Source organism: Pseudomonas sp. (assembly GCF_048265905.1).
Classification (GTDB): Bacteria; Pseudomonadota; Gammaproteobacteria; order Pseudomonadales; family Pseudomonadaceae; genus Aquipseudomonas.
In genome coordinates this window covers 599,145-616,885 of record NZ_JBLXAP010000001.1, presented here as the reverse complement: position 1 = coordinate 616,885, position 17,741 = coordinate 599,145, and the positions used below count along the sequence as shown (strand labels likewise).

Sequence of the window (17,741 nt, the reverse complement as noted above, 5' to 3'; positions counted from 1 at the left end):
AGCCCTGTCGATGAGCGGAATTTGCCCTAAAGCCTGCATTCCGGTAGCTTTGCTCGTCACGCGCGAGCAATTTTCTTTCAGATGTTGCCTAAGGACCCGTAAACAGATTCGCTACGTAAGGGTTTAAGCCAGTCTGAATAGCTTGAAGTGTTTATTTGCGTAGGTAAATCGGCCTTCAGCGTTATTTGCAAGGTATTTAAAGCCGGTCGTCGGAATCGTTACGCGTTCTCAAAATTCACGGAGTTTGTAGTCGCAGCGAGCGTATCGTAGCGCTCTATCCGTAAGGCGAATTGTTTCGCCTCAGTGAGCCATGTTGCGCGACATGCTCCTGTCCCCGTTTTTAGTCTAAGTATCAAGGTTATCCATGGCCCAATACGTCTACACCATGCATCGGCTGAGCAAAGTTGTGCCGCCGAAGCGGGAAATTCTCAAAAATATTTCTCTGTCGTTTTTCCCTGGCGCCAAAATTGGCGTGCTCGGCCTCAACGGCTCAGGTAAATCCACGCTGCTGAAAATCATGGCTGGCGTCGATACCGAGTTTGACGGTGAAGCGCGTCCAATGCCCGAGTTGAACGTGGGTTACCTGCCGCAGGAACCCGTGCTGGACCCAAGCAAGACCGTGCGTGAAGTGGTCGAAGAAGCGGTGAGCGTGATCAAGGATGCCCAAGCGCGCCTTGATCAGGTTTATGCCGCCTATGCAGAACCAGATGCTGATTTTGACAAGCTGGCCGCCGAGCAGGCCAAGCTTGAAGCCATCCTGCAAACCTCAGATGGCCACAACCTTGAGCGTCAGCTTGAAGTGGCTGCCGACGCACTGCGTTTGCCCGCGTGGGATGCCAAGGTCGAGCACCTGTCTGGTGGTGAAAAGCGCCGTGTAGCCCTGTGCCGCCTGCTGCTTTCTGCACCTGACATGCTGCTGCTCGATGAACCAACCAACCACCTGGATGCTGATTCGGTGGCCTGGCTTGAGCACTTCCTGCATGACTTCCCGGGCACTGTGGTTGCGATCACGCACGACCGTTACTTCCTCGACAACGTTGCCGGTTGGATTCTCGAACTCGACCGCGGCGCGGGTATCCCGTACGAAGGCAACTACTCAGGTTGGCTTGAGGCCAAGTCGGACCGTTTGGCGCAAGAGTCCAAGCAACAGTCGGCTCATGAGAAAGCCATGAAGGACGAGCTGGAGTGGGTGCGCAAAGGCGCCAAGGCGCGTCAGTCAAAATCCAAGGCTCGCCTGCAACGCTTCGAAGAAATGCAGTCGCAGGAATTCCAGAAGCGCAGCGAAACCAATGAGATTTATATTCCAGCGGGTTCGCGTCTGGGTGACAAAGTCATCGACTTTGTTAACGTCAGCAAAGGTTATGGTGACCGTGCATTGATCGACAATCTGTCGTTCAGCATGCCAAAAGGCGCCATTGTCGGCGTGATCGGCGGTAACGGTGCCGGTAAGTCGACCCTGTTCCGCATGCTGATGGGCAAAGAACAGCCGGACTCGGGCACCATCGAAGTCGGTGAAACCGTGCAGATGGCCTGCGTTGACCAGAGTCGTGAAGACCTGGACGGCAGCAAGACTGTGTGGGAAGCCGTGTCGGGTGGTTCCGACATGATCAAGATCGGTAACTATGAAGTGCCGTCGCGTACCTACGTCGGTCGCTTCAACTTCAAGGGTGGCGATCAGCAGAAGTTCGTTAAAGACCTTTCTGGTGGTGAGCGTGGCCGTTTGCACTTGGCGCTGACCTTGAAAGAGGGCGCTAACGTCTTGCTGCTCGACGAACCCTCAAACGACCTCGACGTAGAAACTTTGCGTTCGCTGGAAGAAGCACTGCTCGATTTCCCTGGCGCTGCCATTGTGATCTCGCACGATCGCTGGTTCCTTGACCGCGTTGCCACGCACATCTTGGCGTACGAAGATGACTCGCACATTGAGTTCTTCGAAGGTAACTACACCGAGTACGAAGCGGATCGTAAGAAACGCCTCGGCGATGCAGCTGCACAACCGCATCGCGTACGCCACAAGAAGCTCGCGCAGTAACGCCTTCTTGTCAAAAACCGGCCTCTCCTGAGGCCGGTTTTTTTTGGCCGGAATTTGTAGGTGGCGGGTGCTTTTTCATCGGCTATTTCGGCGACGAACGTTCGGGTTATGCACTGAACCTTGGCGGACAAACTCTGTGTTGTTCGTCTTGCAGGTTTTGCGTGCGCAATTTTTTCCTTGCGTGCCCGCACGCAAGACAAGCCATGGGTCGAGTTAATAGTCTGCGCTCAACTTCAAATTGAGCGGAGCATCGCCGTGAGCAACTGGCGCAATATCAGTCTGTGGATGGATCAGCTTGACCAACCTCTGCATGCCCGCCCGGCGTTGAGCGAAGACTTGCAGGCGGATGTCGCCATTATCGGTGCGGGCTACACCGGGCTGTGGACGGCCTATTACCTTAAGCGCCAGGCACCGCAGTTGAAGATTGTAATTGTCGAGGCTCAAACCGCTGGCTTCGGTGCTTCGGGCCGTAATGGCGGCTGGCTGATTGGCGACTTGCTTGGCAGTGATCGATTGCTTGCCGGGCTTTCAGCGCAAGCGCGACACGCCTCACGCACGTTGTTGCATGGCATACCCGATGAAGTCGCCTCGGTGCTGGCCCGCGAATCCATTAACTGTGATTACCGCAAAGGTGGCGTGTTGTATTGCGCGGCCCGTTACCCGGAACAGGAAGTTGCGCTGCGCGCACAATTACAGGCCATCCGGGCGCAAGGCATGGGCGAAGAGGATTATCGCTGGCTGACACCTACCGAGTTGGCCGGGCAGTTGCGTATTGCCAATCCCTACGGTGCATTGTTCAGCCCGCATTGCGCGACTATCCAGCCTGCGCGTTTGGCTCGTGGCTTGGCTGAGTGCGTCGAACGCATGGGCGTGAAAATCTTTGAGCAGAGTCAGGTAACCCATTGGAAAACAGGGTTGCTGCGCACTGCACAGGGCTCAGTAAAAGCCGATTGGCTGGTGCCCGCGGTTGAAGGATATGCCGCGTCATTACCGCCGCTTGGGCGTTATCAATTGCCGGTGCAAAGTTTGATTGCCGCAACAGAGCCGTTATCTGCAGACACGTGGGCGCAAATCGGTCTGGAACGCGGACAGGCGTTTAGTGAGAACAGTCGGCAGGTTACGTATGGGCAGCGCAGTGCGGATGATCGTTTAGTCTTTGGTGCGCGCGGTGGATACCAGTTCGGTGGCCGTTTGCGCAGCGACTTCAACCTAAAAGAGCATGAGCTTGAGCTGCGTCGCTACTTGTTCAGTGAGTTGTTCCCGGTGTTGCGCAATGTCCGTCTGACGCATTCATGGGGCGGCAACCTTGGCGTCGCCCGGCGTTTCCGCCCACATATGTTGATTGACCGTAAAGCGGGGCTGGCCTTGTCCGGTGGTTACGGTGGCGAAGGTGTCGGCGCCAGCAATCTGGGAGGGCGAACTCTGGCGGCGCTGATCCTCGGTCAGGACAATCAGCTCACTCAGCAGCCTTGGGTACTGGGCGATACACCACTGCGTAGTTTATCGGGCTGGGAGCCAGAGCCATGCCGTTGGCTTGGTTACAACGCCATTATCAAAAGTTTTGTGCACGAAGATCGCGTGCTCGCCAACCCCGCAACGGCGCCTTGGCGGCGCCAGCTTGCCCAGCAGTTGGCCGGATTTATGGAAGGTCTGATGCGCTGATTGCATTGGTCTTCTGTGGAGCAACCTCATAACCCATAACAACAGGGCAGGACGATGAGCATCACTCAATTCAAACAGACCGCAACACTGTTGCTGGATGAATCCAATCCCGTTGCCGTGCCGCTTGGCGAATCCGTTGCCATTGCTTCGACCCACAGCGTTGAACGCGCTGACGGCGTCGAAACCGGCGTTTGGGAGTGCACCCCGGGACGCTGGAGACGGCAGATTGTGCAGCAGGAGTTTTGTCACTTTATCGCCGGTCGCGCCACCTTCACCCCAGACGGCGGCGAGCCTGTGGTGATTGAGGCCGGTGATGCAATTTTGCTCCCAGCCAATTCAATGGGGGTTTGGGATATTCAGGAAACCCTGCGTAAGAGCTACGTGCTGATTTTTTAACAGATAAAAACAACAACAAGAAGTAGAGGTAAGCGTCATGCTAAAGAAACTCATCCCAATGCTGTTGCTGGCTTCAACGTGCCAGGCCACCGAGGCTGTGCGCGTCTACAACTGGTCTGAATATATTGCTCCAGACACTCTGGCAAGCTTCCAAAAGGCCACGGGTATTGGCAATCACTATGATGTATACGACAGCAATGAGACGCTCGACGCCAAGTTGATGGCCGGGCATTCGGGGTATGACGTGGTGTTTCCTTCCGATCATTTCATGGCGCGGCAAATAAAGGGCGGGGCGCTCAAAGAACTGGATAAGAGCCAGCTACCGAACTGGAAATACCTTAACCCGGCGTTGCTCAAGGCATTGCAAACCAATGATCCGGGCAACCAGCATGGTTTCCCTTATCTGTGGGGCACAACGGGTATCGGCTACAACGTCGACAAGCTCAAGGAGGTGTTGGGGCCTGACGTGCCGTTGGATTCATGGGACCTGATCTTCAAGCCAGAAAACATGGAAAAGCTCAGTCAGTGTGGCGTTGCCGTTCTGGATAATGGCCCCGAACTGTTGCCGATTGCATTGCACTACCTGGGTTTGCCTCATCACAGCAAAGATCCGGCGGATTACAAAAAGGCTGAAGCCTTGCTCCTGCAAATGCGCAAGAACGTATTGTATTTTCACTCGTCGAAATATGTCAGTGACCTTGCCAACGGCGACATCTGCGTGGCGGTCGGTTTCTCCGGCGACATCTTGCAATCGTCGACCCGTGCAGCAGAGGCTAAAAACGGAGTCAATATTGATTACGTCGTGCCGAAAGAGGGGGCGCCATTATGGTTCGACATGGTTGCCATGCCCGCTGATAGCAAGAATGAGGCAGCCGGCTATGCATTCATGAATTATCTGCTGCAACCCGAAGTGATGGCCAATATCAGTAACTTCGTGCATTACGCCAACGGTAATGGCGCCGCCGATAGTTTGGTTGATCCGGCGCTGAAGGCGGATAACAAGGTTTATCCACCGCAAGAGGTAATGGCGAACCTGTATACGCTGGAGGCGATGCCGCTCAAAATTGATCGCGTTCGTACGCGAATCTGGAGCAAGGTAAAGAGCGGGATCTAATCGCCTACAGCCACAAAAATCCCGCAATCAGCGGGATTTTTTGTGGCTGCAATTGAATGGCGCAAGCCTGTAGGCCGTCGTCACTTGCTTGTCGCGCGATACAGTCGCAGGCTTTCGACCCGGTCCCTGTACGCATTCAGGCGCTCCTTGAGCTGGCCTTTATGTTGCGCGGCCACGCAGTGCAACAATACGTTCAGGGCACTGGTCAGGCCGCCGGTTGACTCCAGAATCAAGCCTGTCTTGGTTTTCATTGTGATGATGTTGGGCGTGTCGATGTGCTTGGCGATGCCGTATTCATCGGTGAAAACGACCAAGTCAGTACCTTGTCTCAGGCAATTCTGAGCGAAGGAAATGCCTGCGTCGGCGTAGGGCGCAATGTCGATCAGAATCACGCAGCAGTGCTGGTCATGGCTGTCTATCCACTGTCCGAGCACGCCGCTGTACAGATCAAGAAACTCGACGCCAGAGCGCACCAGCGCTAAACGGTTGGCGAAGTCTTCAGCCAAGCCGCGAATCGTTTGGAAACCGCAGACAAACACCCGCTCGGCCTGACTCACCTTGGCGACGATATCACGCCAATATTGACTGCCGAGCTGGTCGGCAAACTCGTTGAGCGCGGCCACTTCCTGATGCAAATGCGCAACGAGATCTTCCGGCTGCTGCATGCGTTCGATCAGGGTGGTGTTGAGCAGTGACTGCATGCGCACATCGTCACGAAGCTCTTCTTTCAAGCTTTTCAGGCCTTTGTAGCCCAGGCGGCGCAAAAAACGGCTGACAGTATTCGGGCTGACACCGCTCTTGGTCGCAAGCGTGGCCCCGGTCTCAAACGCGAGCGTTTCCTGGTTGGCCTGGATATAGGCCAGCAGTGTGCGTTCAGCCGGTGTCAGCTTGCCTTCGAGGCGTTCCATCCTGCTCTCGAGCATGTGCGTGTCCCTAGTTATGATAAAAAGTTCTGGAATTAATATATCAAATTGTTGATCTTTGGAATAAATATATTCTACTCTCAAGCTGTAACGCTAAGAGGTGCCGGTTGACGGCAGCATGGGTCAGGCCTTGTACACCATAAAAAAGCCACCCTGCCGCGACGCTGCCTCGCATTCCTGCCGCAACAACAATTACAGCTGTCGTGCTGCATCAGCACGACTCAGCAACGGAGAACAGGAACATGCTCGCACTGCGTAAAACTACCCGCTGCGTCGCCCTCGGCGCACTTCTCGCCGCCAATGGTGTGCAGGCCGCTGAAGAGCTGCATCTGTACAACTGGGGCGACTATATCAACCCCGAAGTCTTAAATCGCTTCACCGCTGAAACCGGTATCAAGGTTTCACTCGACACTTACGGCAGTAACGAGGAAATGCTCGCCAAATTACAGGCTGGCGCCAGTGGCTACGATATCGTCTTTCCATCGGTACACATGCACGACAGCATGGCCGCGTTGGGGTTGTTGGAAAAAACCAACATCAACCAGAGTCCGGGCTTTGCCAATATCGACCCGCAATTCCTGCGCTCCAAGTCTGACCCCAAAGGCGAGTACTGCATGCCGTATGCTTGGGGCACAGTCGGTATTTTCTACAACAAGACCAAGGTTTCCAAACCGATTGAGAGCTGGGATGACTTCTTCGCTGAAGCCAAAGCTGGCAAGAAAGTCATCATGCTCGATGATATGCGTGAAACTCTCGGTGTTGGCCTGATCGAGAACGGTAAGTCGGTTAACAGTACCAATCGTGATGATCTAAAGCTGGCTGCTGACTGGCTGCTGGAGCGCAAGCCGTTAATCTCCGCCTTCACTTATGACAGCGTGCCGATGGTTCAGTCTGGTGATGCGGTCGCCGCACAGTATTTCGTCGGCGCCGAAATGTACGTCAGGCAGGAGCCGGAGAAGCTCGCCTATGTGATCCCAAAAGGCGGTGCGACCATGTATCAGGAAGATATGTGCGTACTCAAGAATGCGCCGAATAAGGGCAACGCCAAGCGCTTTATGGAGTTCTTCCTGAAGCCTGAAATCGCCGCACTCAATACCGAACAGCAAACCAATGGCACGCCGAACAAGGCGGCGCTTGAGCTGCTGCCTGATGAGTTGCGTAACGATCCACAGATTAATCCGCCGGCTGATGTGATGGCCAAGCTGCAGATCTTTGAAGATATCGGCAAAGCGCTCAAACAGTACGACCGCACCTGGACCAAAGTGCGCACCGCCAACTGAGTCGTGGGCGGTACGCCGCCTGATCTCCCGCTGTGAATCCCGGCCACTTGAGGCCGGGACGGAGTTATCCATGAGCGTTTACACCCGTATTGCGCCGGTCGTCGAAATCCGCGGCGCGGTGAAGCATTATCAGGCCCCCGAAGGTCACTTGGTGCGCGCGCTAGATGGCATTGACCTGAGTGTCGGTGCCAATGAATTCGTCACTCTGCTCGGCCCTTCGGGCTGCGGTAAAACAACCTTGCTGCGCACGATCAGTGGTTTTGAACAATTGGACGGCGGTGAACTGCTGATTCAAAACAAGCCAATGAACAACGTGCCAGCCCATCAGCGCCCAGTGCACACGGTATTTCAAAGCTACGCGTTGTTTCCCCACATGAGTGTGGGTGACAACGTCGGGTATGCGCTGGAGGTACAAGGTGTCGGTAAAGCAGAGCGCCGTCAGCGTATTGGCGAGGCGCTTGAGCTAGTCGGTCTTGGTGGTCTGGAGCGGCGCAAACCCGGGCAGCTTTCCGGTGGTCAGCAGCAACGCGTGGCACTGGCTCGGGCATTGGTCGATCGCCCTGCATTGCTGCTGCTCGATGAGCCGCTGTCGGCGCTGGATCGTCAGCTACGCCAAAGCATGCAGCGCGAGCTAAAGAAACTGCAGCATGAGCTGGGCATCGCCTTCGTCTTCGTCACCCACGACCAAGAAGAAGCGCTGACGATGTCTGATCGCATCGTCGTGCTCAACGGCGGCCACATTCAGCAAATCGGCACGCCAACCGAGATATACGACCGCCCGGCCAACGCCTTTGTTGCAGGCTTCATCGGTGAAAGCAACCTGTTCGATGTCAGCGTCGTGGCTGTCAACGCGGGTGTAGCGCAGTTGCGCAGCGAGCAGGGGGATGTGTTGCAGGTACCGGCTGCACAGTTGCAGGTTGGTCAAAAGCTGCAAGCAATGCTGCGTCCGGAGCAGTTTCAACTCGACACTATCGGCGCAAATGGCGCGGTGCTCGAAGGTATCATCGAGCAGACGCTGTTTATCGGCAAAGACTTTGAGGTCAGCCTGCGTACCGCGCATGGTATGCAGATAAAGGCTGTGATTCGTGATACTGGCCGCCATGATCTGCACCGTCTACAGCCTGGCAGCGGCCTGCAATTGTGCTATGCGCTGGACGGCGTACACCTGCTTGATGAGGCCAAGCAATGAGCAGTTTAGCGGGCCGTCGACGCCTGCAGCTGATTGGCTTGCTGAGCCCTGCAACATTTGTGATTGGTCTGTTCTTCCTCGCGCCACTGGCGATTATGGCTACCTACAGCCTGCTTGAGCCCGGCCTCTACGGTGGCGTCGAGTGGAATTTTTACCCAGACAATTTTGGCCGTGTACTGGGCTGGGCCGATGGCACGCTGGAAGAGTTTGATCCGGTTTACCTGGAAATAATCCTGCGCTCGTTCAAGCTCGCGGCGATCACTGTCGTGCTCACGCTGCTGGTGTGTTACCCCGCTGCGTTCTGGGTTGCCCGCCAGCCGGAAAAGATGCGCAACTTCTGCATGTTTCTTATCACGCTGCCGTTTTTCACCAGCCTGATCGTGCGCCTCTACGCCTGGGTGATAATTCTGCGTCCGAGTGGCTTTATCAACACCACCCTCTTGGCACTGGGCATCAATACCCCGATCAATCTGATCTACACCGAAACTGCGGTGCTGATTGGCATGACCTATATCTTTATCCCTTTTATGTTCATGCCGGTTTACGCCAGTGTTGAAAAACTCGACCGTCGCTTGCTTGAGGCTTCGGCCGACCTCGGAGCCAGTCGCTGGCAGAGTTTCTGGAAAATTATTTTCCCCATGACACTGCCGGGTATCGCCGCAGGTTCGATCATCGTATTTATCCCCAGTTTAGGTAACTTTATCGTGCCGTCGTTGCTGGGCGGCGCGCAGGTTTTGATGATCGGCAGTCTGGTCGAGCAACAGTTTCTTGCTGCCCGTAACTGGCCATTCGGCGCTGCACTGGCAATGCTTCTTATGGTCACGGTGTTGGTATGCCTGACCCTTAATGTGCTGGCTCAGAGTCGCAACAAGGCAGGTGCGCAATGAACTCACTTATGGCACGCATTGGTCGTGGTTTGCTCGGTGGCTATAGCTTAGCGTTCTTCATTTTTCTGTATCTGCCGATCGCGCTGATTGTGATCTATTCGTTCAACTCCAACCCGATCAACATGATGATCTGGAGTGGCGCTTCGCTCGACTGGTATCGCTCGTTGTTCGGCATGTCCAACAGCCTTGGCTCAAGCACGATGTACGTCGAGTCCACTGACCAGTTATTGGCGGCCTTGCGTACCAGCCTGATCATTGCCTTAAGCACCACCGCCATATCAACGGTTGCCGGTACATTCATGGCGCTGGCCCTGGCGCGTTACCGCTTCCGCTTGCAAGGCTTTTACCGAGTGCTGATGTTTATGCCGATGCTGATGCCTGACATTGTGCTGGGTATCGCGCTGTTGATTTTTTTCGTTGGGGTTGGCATGCCGCTGGGCAAAGCCTCGATCATCATCGGCCACTGCACCTTCCTCATCAGCTATGTCTTTCTGGTGGTTAGCGCGCGTCTGGCCGGCATGGATACACGCCTTGAGGAAGCCTCAGCAGATCTCGGTGCATCGCCATTGCGTACCTTCCGGCGCATCACCTTGCCGTTGATTTTGCCGGGAGTAATCGGTGGTGCGTTGCTGGCGTTTATCATTTCGATGGACGATCTGGTGATTACCTATTTCATCTCCGGCGTCGATTCAACCACCTTGCCGGTTTATATCTACGGCATGATCCGCCGAGGTATCAAACCTGAGATCAACGCCATCGCCACACTGCTGCTGATTGCTTCATTCATTATCGCTGCCGTCGGTTTATACCTGCGCAGTCGTCAGCCCGCGACAACCAAGGAAGACTCACATGGCTAAGCTCCGCGCCCGCGAACTCGGTCTGCCAATGCCCGGCAAAACCGGCCCGAACAATGCCATTACCGATGTGCCTGGGGTGCTGGTTGGCTACCAAACCATTAACGCATTTGCCGCCAACGGCAAGCAGGTGAAAACTGGAGTCACGGCGATTCTGCCGCGCGGCTATCAATCCGAACCCCAACCAGTTTGGGCCGGTTTTCACGCACTCAACGGCAATGGTGAGATGACTGGCACCCATTGGGTTGAGCACGGCGGCTACTTCGTCGGGCCAATGTGCATCACCAACACGCACAGCGTGGGCATTGTGCATCATGCCGCCACGCGCTGGACCATCAACCACTTCGCCGACGCTTGGAAAGCCGAGCATTTGTGGGCGATGCCGGTGGTTGCTGAAACGTACGACGGGGTGATTAACGATATCAACGGTCAGCACGTCACTGAAGCTGATGCGCTCGCCGCCATAAACTCAGCCACCAGTGGTGCGCTCGACGAAGGTAATATCGGCGGGGGCAATGGCATGATCTGCTATGGCTTCAAAGGCGGCACCGGCACAGCCTCGCGCAGCCTTGAAATAGACGGCCAAAACTACACCTTCGGCGTCTTGGTGCAAGCCAATCATGGTCAGCGCAAGTGGTTTAAAGTGCTCGGCACATCAGTTGGCGAGCGTTGGGAGGATGCCGCGCCGAAAGGGTTGGAGCGTGAGCGTGGCTCAATCATCGTAGTGATTGCCACCGATGCACCGCTGCTGCCTCACCAGTTGAAACGCTTAGCTCAGCGCGCAGGCCTTGGTATAGGGCTCGGCGGTACACCCGGCGGTAATAACTCAGGGGATATTTTTCTGGCATTCAGTGTGGCTAATCCCCGGCCATTACCGCAACTGACACAAACCAGACTGAACCTCGAGTACCTGAATGATGAGTGCTTCGATGCGATCTATCTGGCAGCGGTGCAAGCCACCGAGGAGGCTGTGCTCAACGCCATGTTGGCGGCAGAAGACGCACCAATGCAAAAGCCCGAAGGTATTTGCCCGGCAATAGATGGCGAGCGATTGATGGCGATGTTTCAGGCACAAAGCAGCTGAACCGCTGCGGATATTTGTGCCTGTAATGCACGTCATCTTCACGAGCAGGGCATCGCTTGGTGCTCTGCTACGGTGTGTTTAGTGGCTTGCGCGCTGCTGCAGATGGGCCAGATACACCTTGCTTGGTATTTGCGTGCTGAGGGTGATCGCGTGTTTGGCATCTGCTTCGTCCAGCAACAGCCCTTGTCCTGCGCTTAGTAGCTGCTGTTCACCCTTGAACTGACAGGTTAGCGGCCCGCCTGCGTGGCAGTAGATCATCAACACTGTTGTTTGCTCTGCAGCGGCTAAGCGGTGGCTGGTGCTGATATTCAGAGACTGCAAGTCGTGCGTCCAATCGGCGCGGCGGCTGATTAGGTTGAAATCGGTTACTTCGCCATCAATCAGTTCCGCATATACCGTCGTTTCGCCCTGAAACGCCCAAGGTTGTGAGTCGGTCGTCAGCTCTAGCGGGGCTGACGCTTCACTGTGCAGCCTTAAGCCTGCACCACTCAATATCGCCAGGCTGCGGTCCAATCCGCTAAAGCTGGAAAAGCTGCCATGGCCCGCCACCTTGGCGCTGCTGATGCGCCAGGCAAAATCGTCCAGGCTCGCGCCAGGCGGGGCGATGGCAAGTTCTGCGGTGCTGCCTGCGCCGTTTTTCCAAGGCATGTGTTTGGCGTTGGCGAGGTCAACTCTGCGAATGCTCATGAGTCATGTCCTATTAAATGTATATACAAATACTTCAATTAGAAAATTATATGCTGAAAGGCATTTGGTTTTCGTCATTTAAAGCATAAGACGTGCTGAGAATCAGCTAATTAATGCTATTTATCAGGAAAAATCAATGCTTTAGCTAGATGTTTGGCGGGGCTGAACAATCATCCTGTTGCGTGTCGGGTGGATCAAATGGGGCTTGACCCATCGAATGATCAATCATAATGTATATACATAAGAATTAAGGAGCATTCCGATGCCGTTATCCAGTCAAGATGCAAAGCTCTGGCGTGATGTCAGTGTTTTTGATGGTTTGCAGACGCTGCCCGAACCTATGGCTGTGTTGGTCAAGGGTGATGAGGTTGCAGGGCTGTGGCCTGAGTCAAGTTTTGATCTGCAGAATGCGCCGGGTGCTATAGAAGTAGGGCGCGGCAGCGTGATGACGCCAGGTCTGGTCGATTGCCACACTCATCTGGTGTTTGCCGGTAATCGCGCAGCCGAGTTCGAGTTGCGCCTTGAAGGTGCCAGCTATGCCGAGATCGCCCGCGCCGGTGGCGGCATTATCAGTTCAGTGCGCGCCGTGCGTGGCGCCAGCGAAGCTGAGTTGTTAGCGCAGGCGCTGCCGCGTTTGCAAGCGCTGATTGATGATGGTGTTACCAGCGTCGAGATCAAGTCGGGTTACGGTTTGAGCGTCGCTGATGAACTGAAGATGCTGCGTGTCGCCCGGCGTCTTGCTGAAAAACTCCCAGTACATATCACCACAACATTGCTCGGTGCCCATGCCTTGCCGCCCGAGTATGCCGATGACAGCGACGGCTATATTCAGTTGGTCTGTGAACAGATGATCCCGGCTGCCGCCCGTGAAGGTTTGGCCGATGCGGTGGATGTGTTTTGTGAAAACATCGCCTTCAGCCCTGCGCAAACCGAGCGGGTGTTCATCGCCGCCCAAGCCCACGGCCTGGCGATAAAGGTGCATGCCGAGCAACTCTCTAATCAGGGCGCCAGTGCCTTGGCCGCTCGTTACGGCGCACTTTCAGCAGACCACATTGAGTTTCTGGATGAGGCCGGGGTTAAAGCCATGGCGCAAGCCGGCACTGTTGCCACACTGCTGCCGGGCGCTTTTCACACCTTGCGCGAAACCCAGTTGCCACCGATTCAGTTGCTACGCGATAACGCCGTGCCAATGGCGTTGGCCAGCGATGCGAATCCCGGTACCTCACCTATTTGTTTTCCCACCCTCATGCTCAATCTGGCTTGCACGCTATTTCGCATGACTCCGCGTGAAGCATTGGCCGGGATGACTGCTCATGCGGCAGCGGCTATCGGGCGCAAAGACCTTGGTCGTATCGCGATCGGCGCGCCTGCCAACCTGTGCATCTGGGATGTGCAGCAGCCTGCCGAACTGGCTTATGCGGTTCAGCCCGGCCGTTTACGCCAACGTGTATTTGCCGGAGTGCTAACCCATGACCGTTGATCGTCATTCAATGCAGTTCTGGGCTGGTCGTACCGACCCGGAAGCAGACAGCCCGCGCTGGCATCAGCGCATTCAGCCGCTGACGGCTGACGCGCAGCCCGGTGTTGCGCTAATCGGCTTTGCCAGTGATGAAGGCGTGCGCCGCAATCATGGCCGCGTCGGTGCCGCCGCTGGCCCTGAAGCCATGCGTAAAGCTTTGGCTAATCTGGCTTGGCATCGCCGCGGCCCGGCATTTGATGCCGGTGATGTGGTTTGCGCAGATGACAATCTTGAGGCCGCGCAGGCGCGCTTGGGCGCTAACGTTGCGGCATTGCTCGACGCCGGGCACTTGCCGATTGTGTTGGGTGGCGGTCATGAGGTTGCTTTTGGCAGCTGGCAAGGCCTTGCCCAGCATATGAAAAGCGATGTTGCGCCGCGCATTGGCATCATTAATTTCGATGCCCATTTTGATCTGCGTGACCCTGCATTTGTGCGTTCATCGGGCACGCCATTCGCACAAATTGCCGAGCAATGCGCGCAGCGCAATTGGCCGTTTCGCTATGCCTGCCTTGGCGTGAGCCGGGCGAGCAATACTCGCGCGCTGTTTCAGCGTGCGCAGGCGCTGGATGTTTTGGTGCGTGAAGACCGGCAAATTCGTTCCGACAGCCTCGCTGAGATTGCAGCCGATGTGCAGGGCTTTATCGATGATTGCGACCTGATCTACCTGACTATTGATATCGACGTGCTGCCAGCGTGTGAAGCGCCAGGTGTGAGCGCTCCGGCGGCGCGTGGTGTGCCGTTGGCGTTGCTTGAACCTTTGCTGGAACTGATCCGCGACAGCGGCAAGTTACGTCTTGCAGACCTGGCCGAGCTGAACCCCAATCATGACATCGACACGCGCACCGCACGGGTGGCGGCGCGGTTGATTCACCTGCTGTCACTGACTGGCTGACGCACAGGCCCAACACAGCTATTTCTCCAATAAAAACAACAGTGAGGAATGATCCGATGAGTGTTTTCGCTAACCTAGATGATGCTGGATTGCCGTTTGTTGCAGGGGCGTTGTCATGAGTGAACAACTGTCGCTGACAACTGGCGTATCCAGGTCACGAGCTTTGGCGCGTCTGCTGGGTTACAGCCTGATTGGTCTGCTGATCTTTTTTGTGCCGTTCAGCATCGGTGGGCGCTCAACCATTCTTCTCGATCATGCCGCCAGCGCCTTGCAAGCCCATGCCCGTCCACTAGTCATCGTTATCGCGTTGTTGTTTATGCTCTACGGCGCGCTACAGCCCTGGCTCAGTGGTAGCTGGCGCAAAGACCTGACGACTACGGTATTCAGTGTGCTCAAGGTGTTTGGTCTGTTGGTCGGTGTTGCCTATCTGCTGGAGCTTGGCCCGCAAGCCTTGTATGCGCCGGGCATGCTGCCATTTCTGTTCGAAAAACTGGTGTTGAGCCTCGCCCTGATCGTGCCGCTGGGCGCGCTGGCGCTGGTGTTTCTGATCGGTTTTGGCCTGCTCGAATTGATCGGTGTTTTGATGCAGCCGGTCATGCGTCCCATCTGGCGCACGCCGGGCAAATCAGCGATTGATGCGGTGGCTTCCTTTGTCGGCAGCTATTCGGTGGGTTTGCTGATTACTGACCGCATGTATCAACAAGGTCATTACAGCCTGCGTGAAGCGGCAATCATTGCCACGGGCTTCTCCACCGTGTCGGCGCCATTTATGGTCATCATCGCCAAGACGCTCGGCCTGATGGACAGCTGGAACCTGTATTTCTGGAGCGCAATGCTGGTCACCTTCAGTGTGACGGCGGTAAGCGCGCGTATTTACCCCCTGTCGAAATTGCCGGACGAAAGTGCTCCTGAGCCAGAACTCAAGGCTGGGGAAAGCCGTATTGCCAGCGCCTGGAACGCTGGCCTGACCCAAGCCAGCCAGGCACCGGCCTTGTGGCTGTCGCTGCGTGAAACCTTTGTCGATGGTTTGCGTATGACGGCCGCTATTTTGCCAAGCATCCTGGCGGTGGGTCTGCTCGGTTTGTTGGCTGCTAAATACACCCCGGTTTTTGATGCCTTGGGCGTGCTGTTTTACCCGCTGACCTGGCTGCTTGGCGTGAGCGATCCAATGCAGGTTGCCGGTGCTATCGCGTCGGGTCTGGCCGAAATGTTTCTCCCCGCAATACTGCTCAAAGATGCCGAGGTGATGGTCAAGTTTGTCGTCGCCATCGTTTCGGTCAGCAGCGTGCTGTTCCTCTCTGCATCGATTCCCTGTGTGCTTGCCACGCGGATTCCCCTGCGCTTGCGCGACCTGTTGCTGGTCTGGCTGCAACGTACTGTTTTAAGCCTGGTATTCAGCATCCCGCTAGCTTACCTGGTGCGTTCACTCAACCTTATTTAAGCCTTGATGCTACTTCAAAGGAGCCTGTTATGAGCCTCTTCCGTGACACTGAAATCCGCGCTGCACGTGGCAGCAAACTGACCGCTAAAAGCTGGTTGACTGAAGCGCCACTGCGCATGTTGATGAACAACCTCGACCCGGAAGTGGCTGAGAACCCGAATGAGCTGGTGGTCTACGGCGGGATTGGCCGTGCGGCACGCAACTGGGAATGCTACGACAAGATCGTTGAAGTGCTGACTCGCCTTGAAGACAACCAAACGCTGCTGATTCAGTCGGGCAAGCCGGTGGGTGTATTTGAAACCCACGCCGACGCACCGCGTGTATTGCTCGCCAACTCCAACCTGGTGCCGCATTGGGCGACCTGGAAACACTTCAACGAACTCGATGCCAAAGGCTTGGCCATGTATGGCCAGATGACCGCCGGTAGCTGGATCTACATCGGCTCGCAAGGCATTGTTCAGGGCACGTACGAAACCTTCGTTGAAGCCGGTCGCCAACATTATGACGGCAACCTGAGCGGGCGCTGGGTGCTCACTGCAGGTTTGGGCGGCATGGGCGGCGCTCAGCCGTTGGCGGCAACGCTGGCGGGAGCCTGTTCGCTGAATATCGAATGTCAGCAGAGCCGTATCGATTTCCGTTTGAAAACCCGTTATGTCGACGAGCAAGCATCAGACCTGGACGATGCCTTGGCACGTATCAGCAAATACACGGCTGAAGGCAAAGCCATCTCCATTGCGTTGTGCGGCAATGCGGCTGAAATTCTGCCAGAGTTGGTGCGCCGCGGTGTGCGTCCGGACATGGTTACCGACCAGACCAGCGCCCACGATCCGCTCAATGGTTACCTGCCAAAAGGCTGGAGTTGGGAAGAGTACCGCGACCGTGCACTGACCGATGCTGACGCCGTGGTCAAAGCCGCCAAGCAGTCGATGGCTGAACACGTGAGCGCAATGCTGGAGTTCCAGAAGATGGGGATTCCTACCTTCGACTACGGCAACAACATCCGCCAGATGGCGCTGGAAGAGGGCGTCGACAATGCGTTCGACTTCCCGGGTTTCGTGCCCGCTTATATTCGTCCGCTGTTCTGTCAGGGCATTGGCCCGTTCCGCTGGGTTGCGCTGTCCGGTGATCCAGAAGACATCTACAAAACCGATGCCAAGGTCAAAGAGTTGATCCCGGATGACAAGCACCTGCACAACTGGCTGGACATGGCTCGCGAGCGCATCAGCTTCCAGGGTTTGCCTGCGCGCATTTGCTGGGTTGGTTTGAAAGACCGCGCCCGTCTTGCTCAAGCGTTCAATGACATGGTCGCCAGCGGTGAGCTGAAAGCGCCGGTGGTAATTGGTCGTGATCACCTCGATTCAGGCTCGGTCGCCAGCCCGAATCGCGAAACCGAAAGCATGCTTGACGGCTCTGATGCGGTGTCTGATTGGCCGCTGCTCAACGCCCTGTTGAATACTGCTGGCGGCGCAACGTGGGTGTCGTTGCACCACGGCGGCGGTGTTGGCATGGGCTATTCACAGCACTCCGGTGTGGTGATTGTGGCGGATGGCACGCCTGAGGCGCGCGCGCGACTGGGTCGCGTTTTGCGTAACGATCCGGGCACAGGGGTCATGCGTCATGCCGATGCTGGTTATGATATTGCCGCTGATTGCGCGCGGGAGCAGGGGCTTGATTTACCTATGCTAGGCGACCGCTAAGTTATAGAACCCGGCCACTGGTGGCTTCTCACCAGTTCTCACCAGTGGCTGGGTAATGGATGCAACACCCCATAAGGCAGACAA

Annotated in this window: 15 protein-coding genes; 13 read left to right on the top strand and 2 right to left on the bottom strand. The window is 56.0% G+C overall.

The window, feature by feature from the left end:
- Positions 1-364: 364 nt before the first annotated feature.
- The 4 genes from ettA to ACN0UH_RS02875 all read left to right on the top strand — a co-directional run bounded on the left by ettA (position 365) and on the right by ACN0UH_RS02875 (position 5,204).
- Positions 365-2,032 (top strand): energy-dependent translational throttle protein EttA, encoded by a 1,668-nt coding sequence (gene ettA / locus ACN0UH_RS02890; RefSeq protein ID WP_417660627.1) that lies wholly within the window; start codon positions 365-367, stop codon positions 2,030-2,032.
- Positions 2,033-2,287: 255 nt separating this feature from the next.
- The gene (locus ACN0UH_RS02885; RefSeq protein WP_417660626.1) at positions 2,288-3,694 is read left to right on the top strand and encodes an NAD(P)/FAD-dependent oxidoreductase; all 1,407 of its coding nucleotides are present in this window, start codon (positions 2,288-2,290) and stop codon (positions 3,692-3,694) included.
- Between the two features lie 54 nt (positions 3,695-3,748).
- A complete protein-coding gene (locus ACN0UH_RS02880; protein WP_417660625.1) occupies positions 3,749-4,090 on the top strand; it encodes a cupin domain-containing protein in 342 nt (113 codons plus the stop codon).
- A 37-nt stretch (positions 4,091-4,127) separates the two neighbouring features.
- Positions 4,128-5,204, top strand: coding sequence for a polyamine ABC transporter substrate-binding protein (locus ACN0UH_RS02875; protein WP_417660624.1), 1,077 nt, complete (start codon positions 4,128-4,130; stop codon positions 5,202-5,204).
- An 80-nt stretch (positions 5,205-5,284) separates the two neighbouring features.
- Here the strand turns inward: ACN0UH_RS02875 and ACN0UH_RS02870 are convergent, their stop codons facing one another.
- Positions 5,285-6,127, bottom strand: a complete 843-nt coding sequence (locus ACN0UH_RS02870; protein WP_417660623.1) for a MurR/RpiR family transcriptional regulator — start codon at positions 6,125-6,127, stop codon at positions 5,285-5,287.
- A gap of 242 nt (positions 6,128-6,369) precedes the next feature.
- On the opposite strand from ACN0UH_RS02870, the gene ACN0UH_RS02865 reads away from it, so the two are divergent.
- From ACN0UH_RS02865 to ACN0UH_RS02845, 5 genes are all read left to right on the top strand, one after another.
- The gene (locus ACN0UH_RS02865) at positions 6,370-7,407 is read left to right on the top strand and encodes a polyamine ABC transporter substrate-binding protein (RefSeq protein WP_417660622.1); all 1,038 of its coding nucleotides are present in this window, start codon (positions 6,370-6,372) and stop codon (positions 7,405-7,407) included.
- A gap of 70 nt (positions 7,408-7,477) precedes the next feature.
- Positions 7,478-8,596 (top strand): ABC transporter ATP-binding protein, encoded by a 1,119-nt coding sequence (locus ACN0UH_RS02860; RefSeq protein WP_417660621.1) that lies wholly within the window; start codon positions 7,478-7,480, stop codon positions 8,594-8,596.
- The gene (locus tag ACN0UH_RS02855; protein WP_417660620.1) at positions 8,593-9,483 is read left to right on the top strand and encodes an ABC transporter permease; all 891 of its coding nucleotides are present in this window, start codon (positions 8,593-8,595) and stop codon (positions 9,481-9,483) included. The genes ACN0UH_RS02860 and ACN0UH_RS02855 overlap by 4 nt, the downstream gene beginning before the upstream one ends.
- Positions 9,480-10,340 (top strand): ABC transporter permease, encoded by an 861-nt coding sequence (locus ACN0UH_RS02850; RefSeq protein ID WP_417660619.1) that lies wholly within the window; start codon positions 9,480-9,482, stop codon positions 10,338-10,340. Before ACN0UH_RS02855 ends, ACN0UH_RS02850 begins: the two co-directional genes overlap by 4 nt.
- Positions 10,333-11,421 carry a P1 family peptidase gene (locus tag ACN0UH_RS02845; protein WP_417660618.1) on the top strand — a complete coding sequence of 363 codons (1,089 nt, stop codon included), beginning with the start codon at positions 10,333-10,335 and terminating at the stop codon, positions 11,419-11,421. Before ACN0UH_RS02850 ends, ACN0UH_RS02845 begins: the two co-directional genes overlap by 8 nt.
- Positions 11,422-11,499: 78 nt before the next feature.
- On the opposite strand, the gene ACN0UH_RS02840 is transcribed toward ACN0UH_RS02845, so the two are convergent.
- Positions 11,500-12,108, bottom strand: a complete 609-nt coding sequence (locus ACN0UH_RS02840) for a HutD family protein (RefSeq protein ID WP_417660617.1) — start codon at positions 12,106-12,108, stop codon at positions 11,500-11,502.
- Between the two features lie 262 nt (positions 12,109-12,370).
- Between ACN0UH_RS02840 and hutI the strand changes: the two genes are divergently transcribed.
- The 4 genes from hutI (at position 12,371) to hutU (ending at position 17,657) form a co-directional block, all read left to right on the top strand.
- A complete protein-coding gene (gene hutI, locus ACN0UH_RS02835) occupies positions 12,371-13,588 on the top strand; it encodes an imidazolonepropionase (protein ID WP_417660616.1) in 1,218 nt (405 codons plus the stop codon).
- Positions 13,578-14,519, top strand: a complete 942-nt coding sequence (gene hutG / locus ACN0UH_RS02830; protein WP_417660615.1) for a formimidoylglutamase — start codon at positions 13,578-13,580, stop codon at positions 14,517-14,519. Before hutI ends, hutG begins: the two co-directional genes overlap by 11 nt.
- 115 nt (positions 14,520-14,634) lie before the next feature.
- Positions 14,635-15,960 (top strand): YjiH family protein, encoded by a 1,326-nt coding sequence (locus ACN0UH_RS02825; RefSeq protein ID WP_417660614.1) that lies wholly within the window; start codon positions 14,635-14,637, stop codon positions 15,958-15,960.
- A gap of 29 nt (positions 15,961-15,989) precedes the next feature.
- Positions 15,990-17,657 carry a urocanate hydratase gene (hutU, locus tag ACN0UH_RS02820; RefSeq protein WP_417660613.1) on the top strand — a complete coding sequence of 556 codons (1,668 nt, stop codon included), beginning with the start codon at positions 15,990-15,992 and terminating at the stop codon, positions 17,655-17,657.
- Positions 17,658-17,741 lie beyond the last annotated feature (84 nt).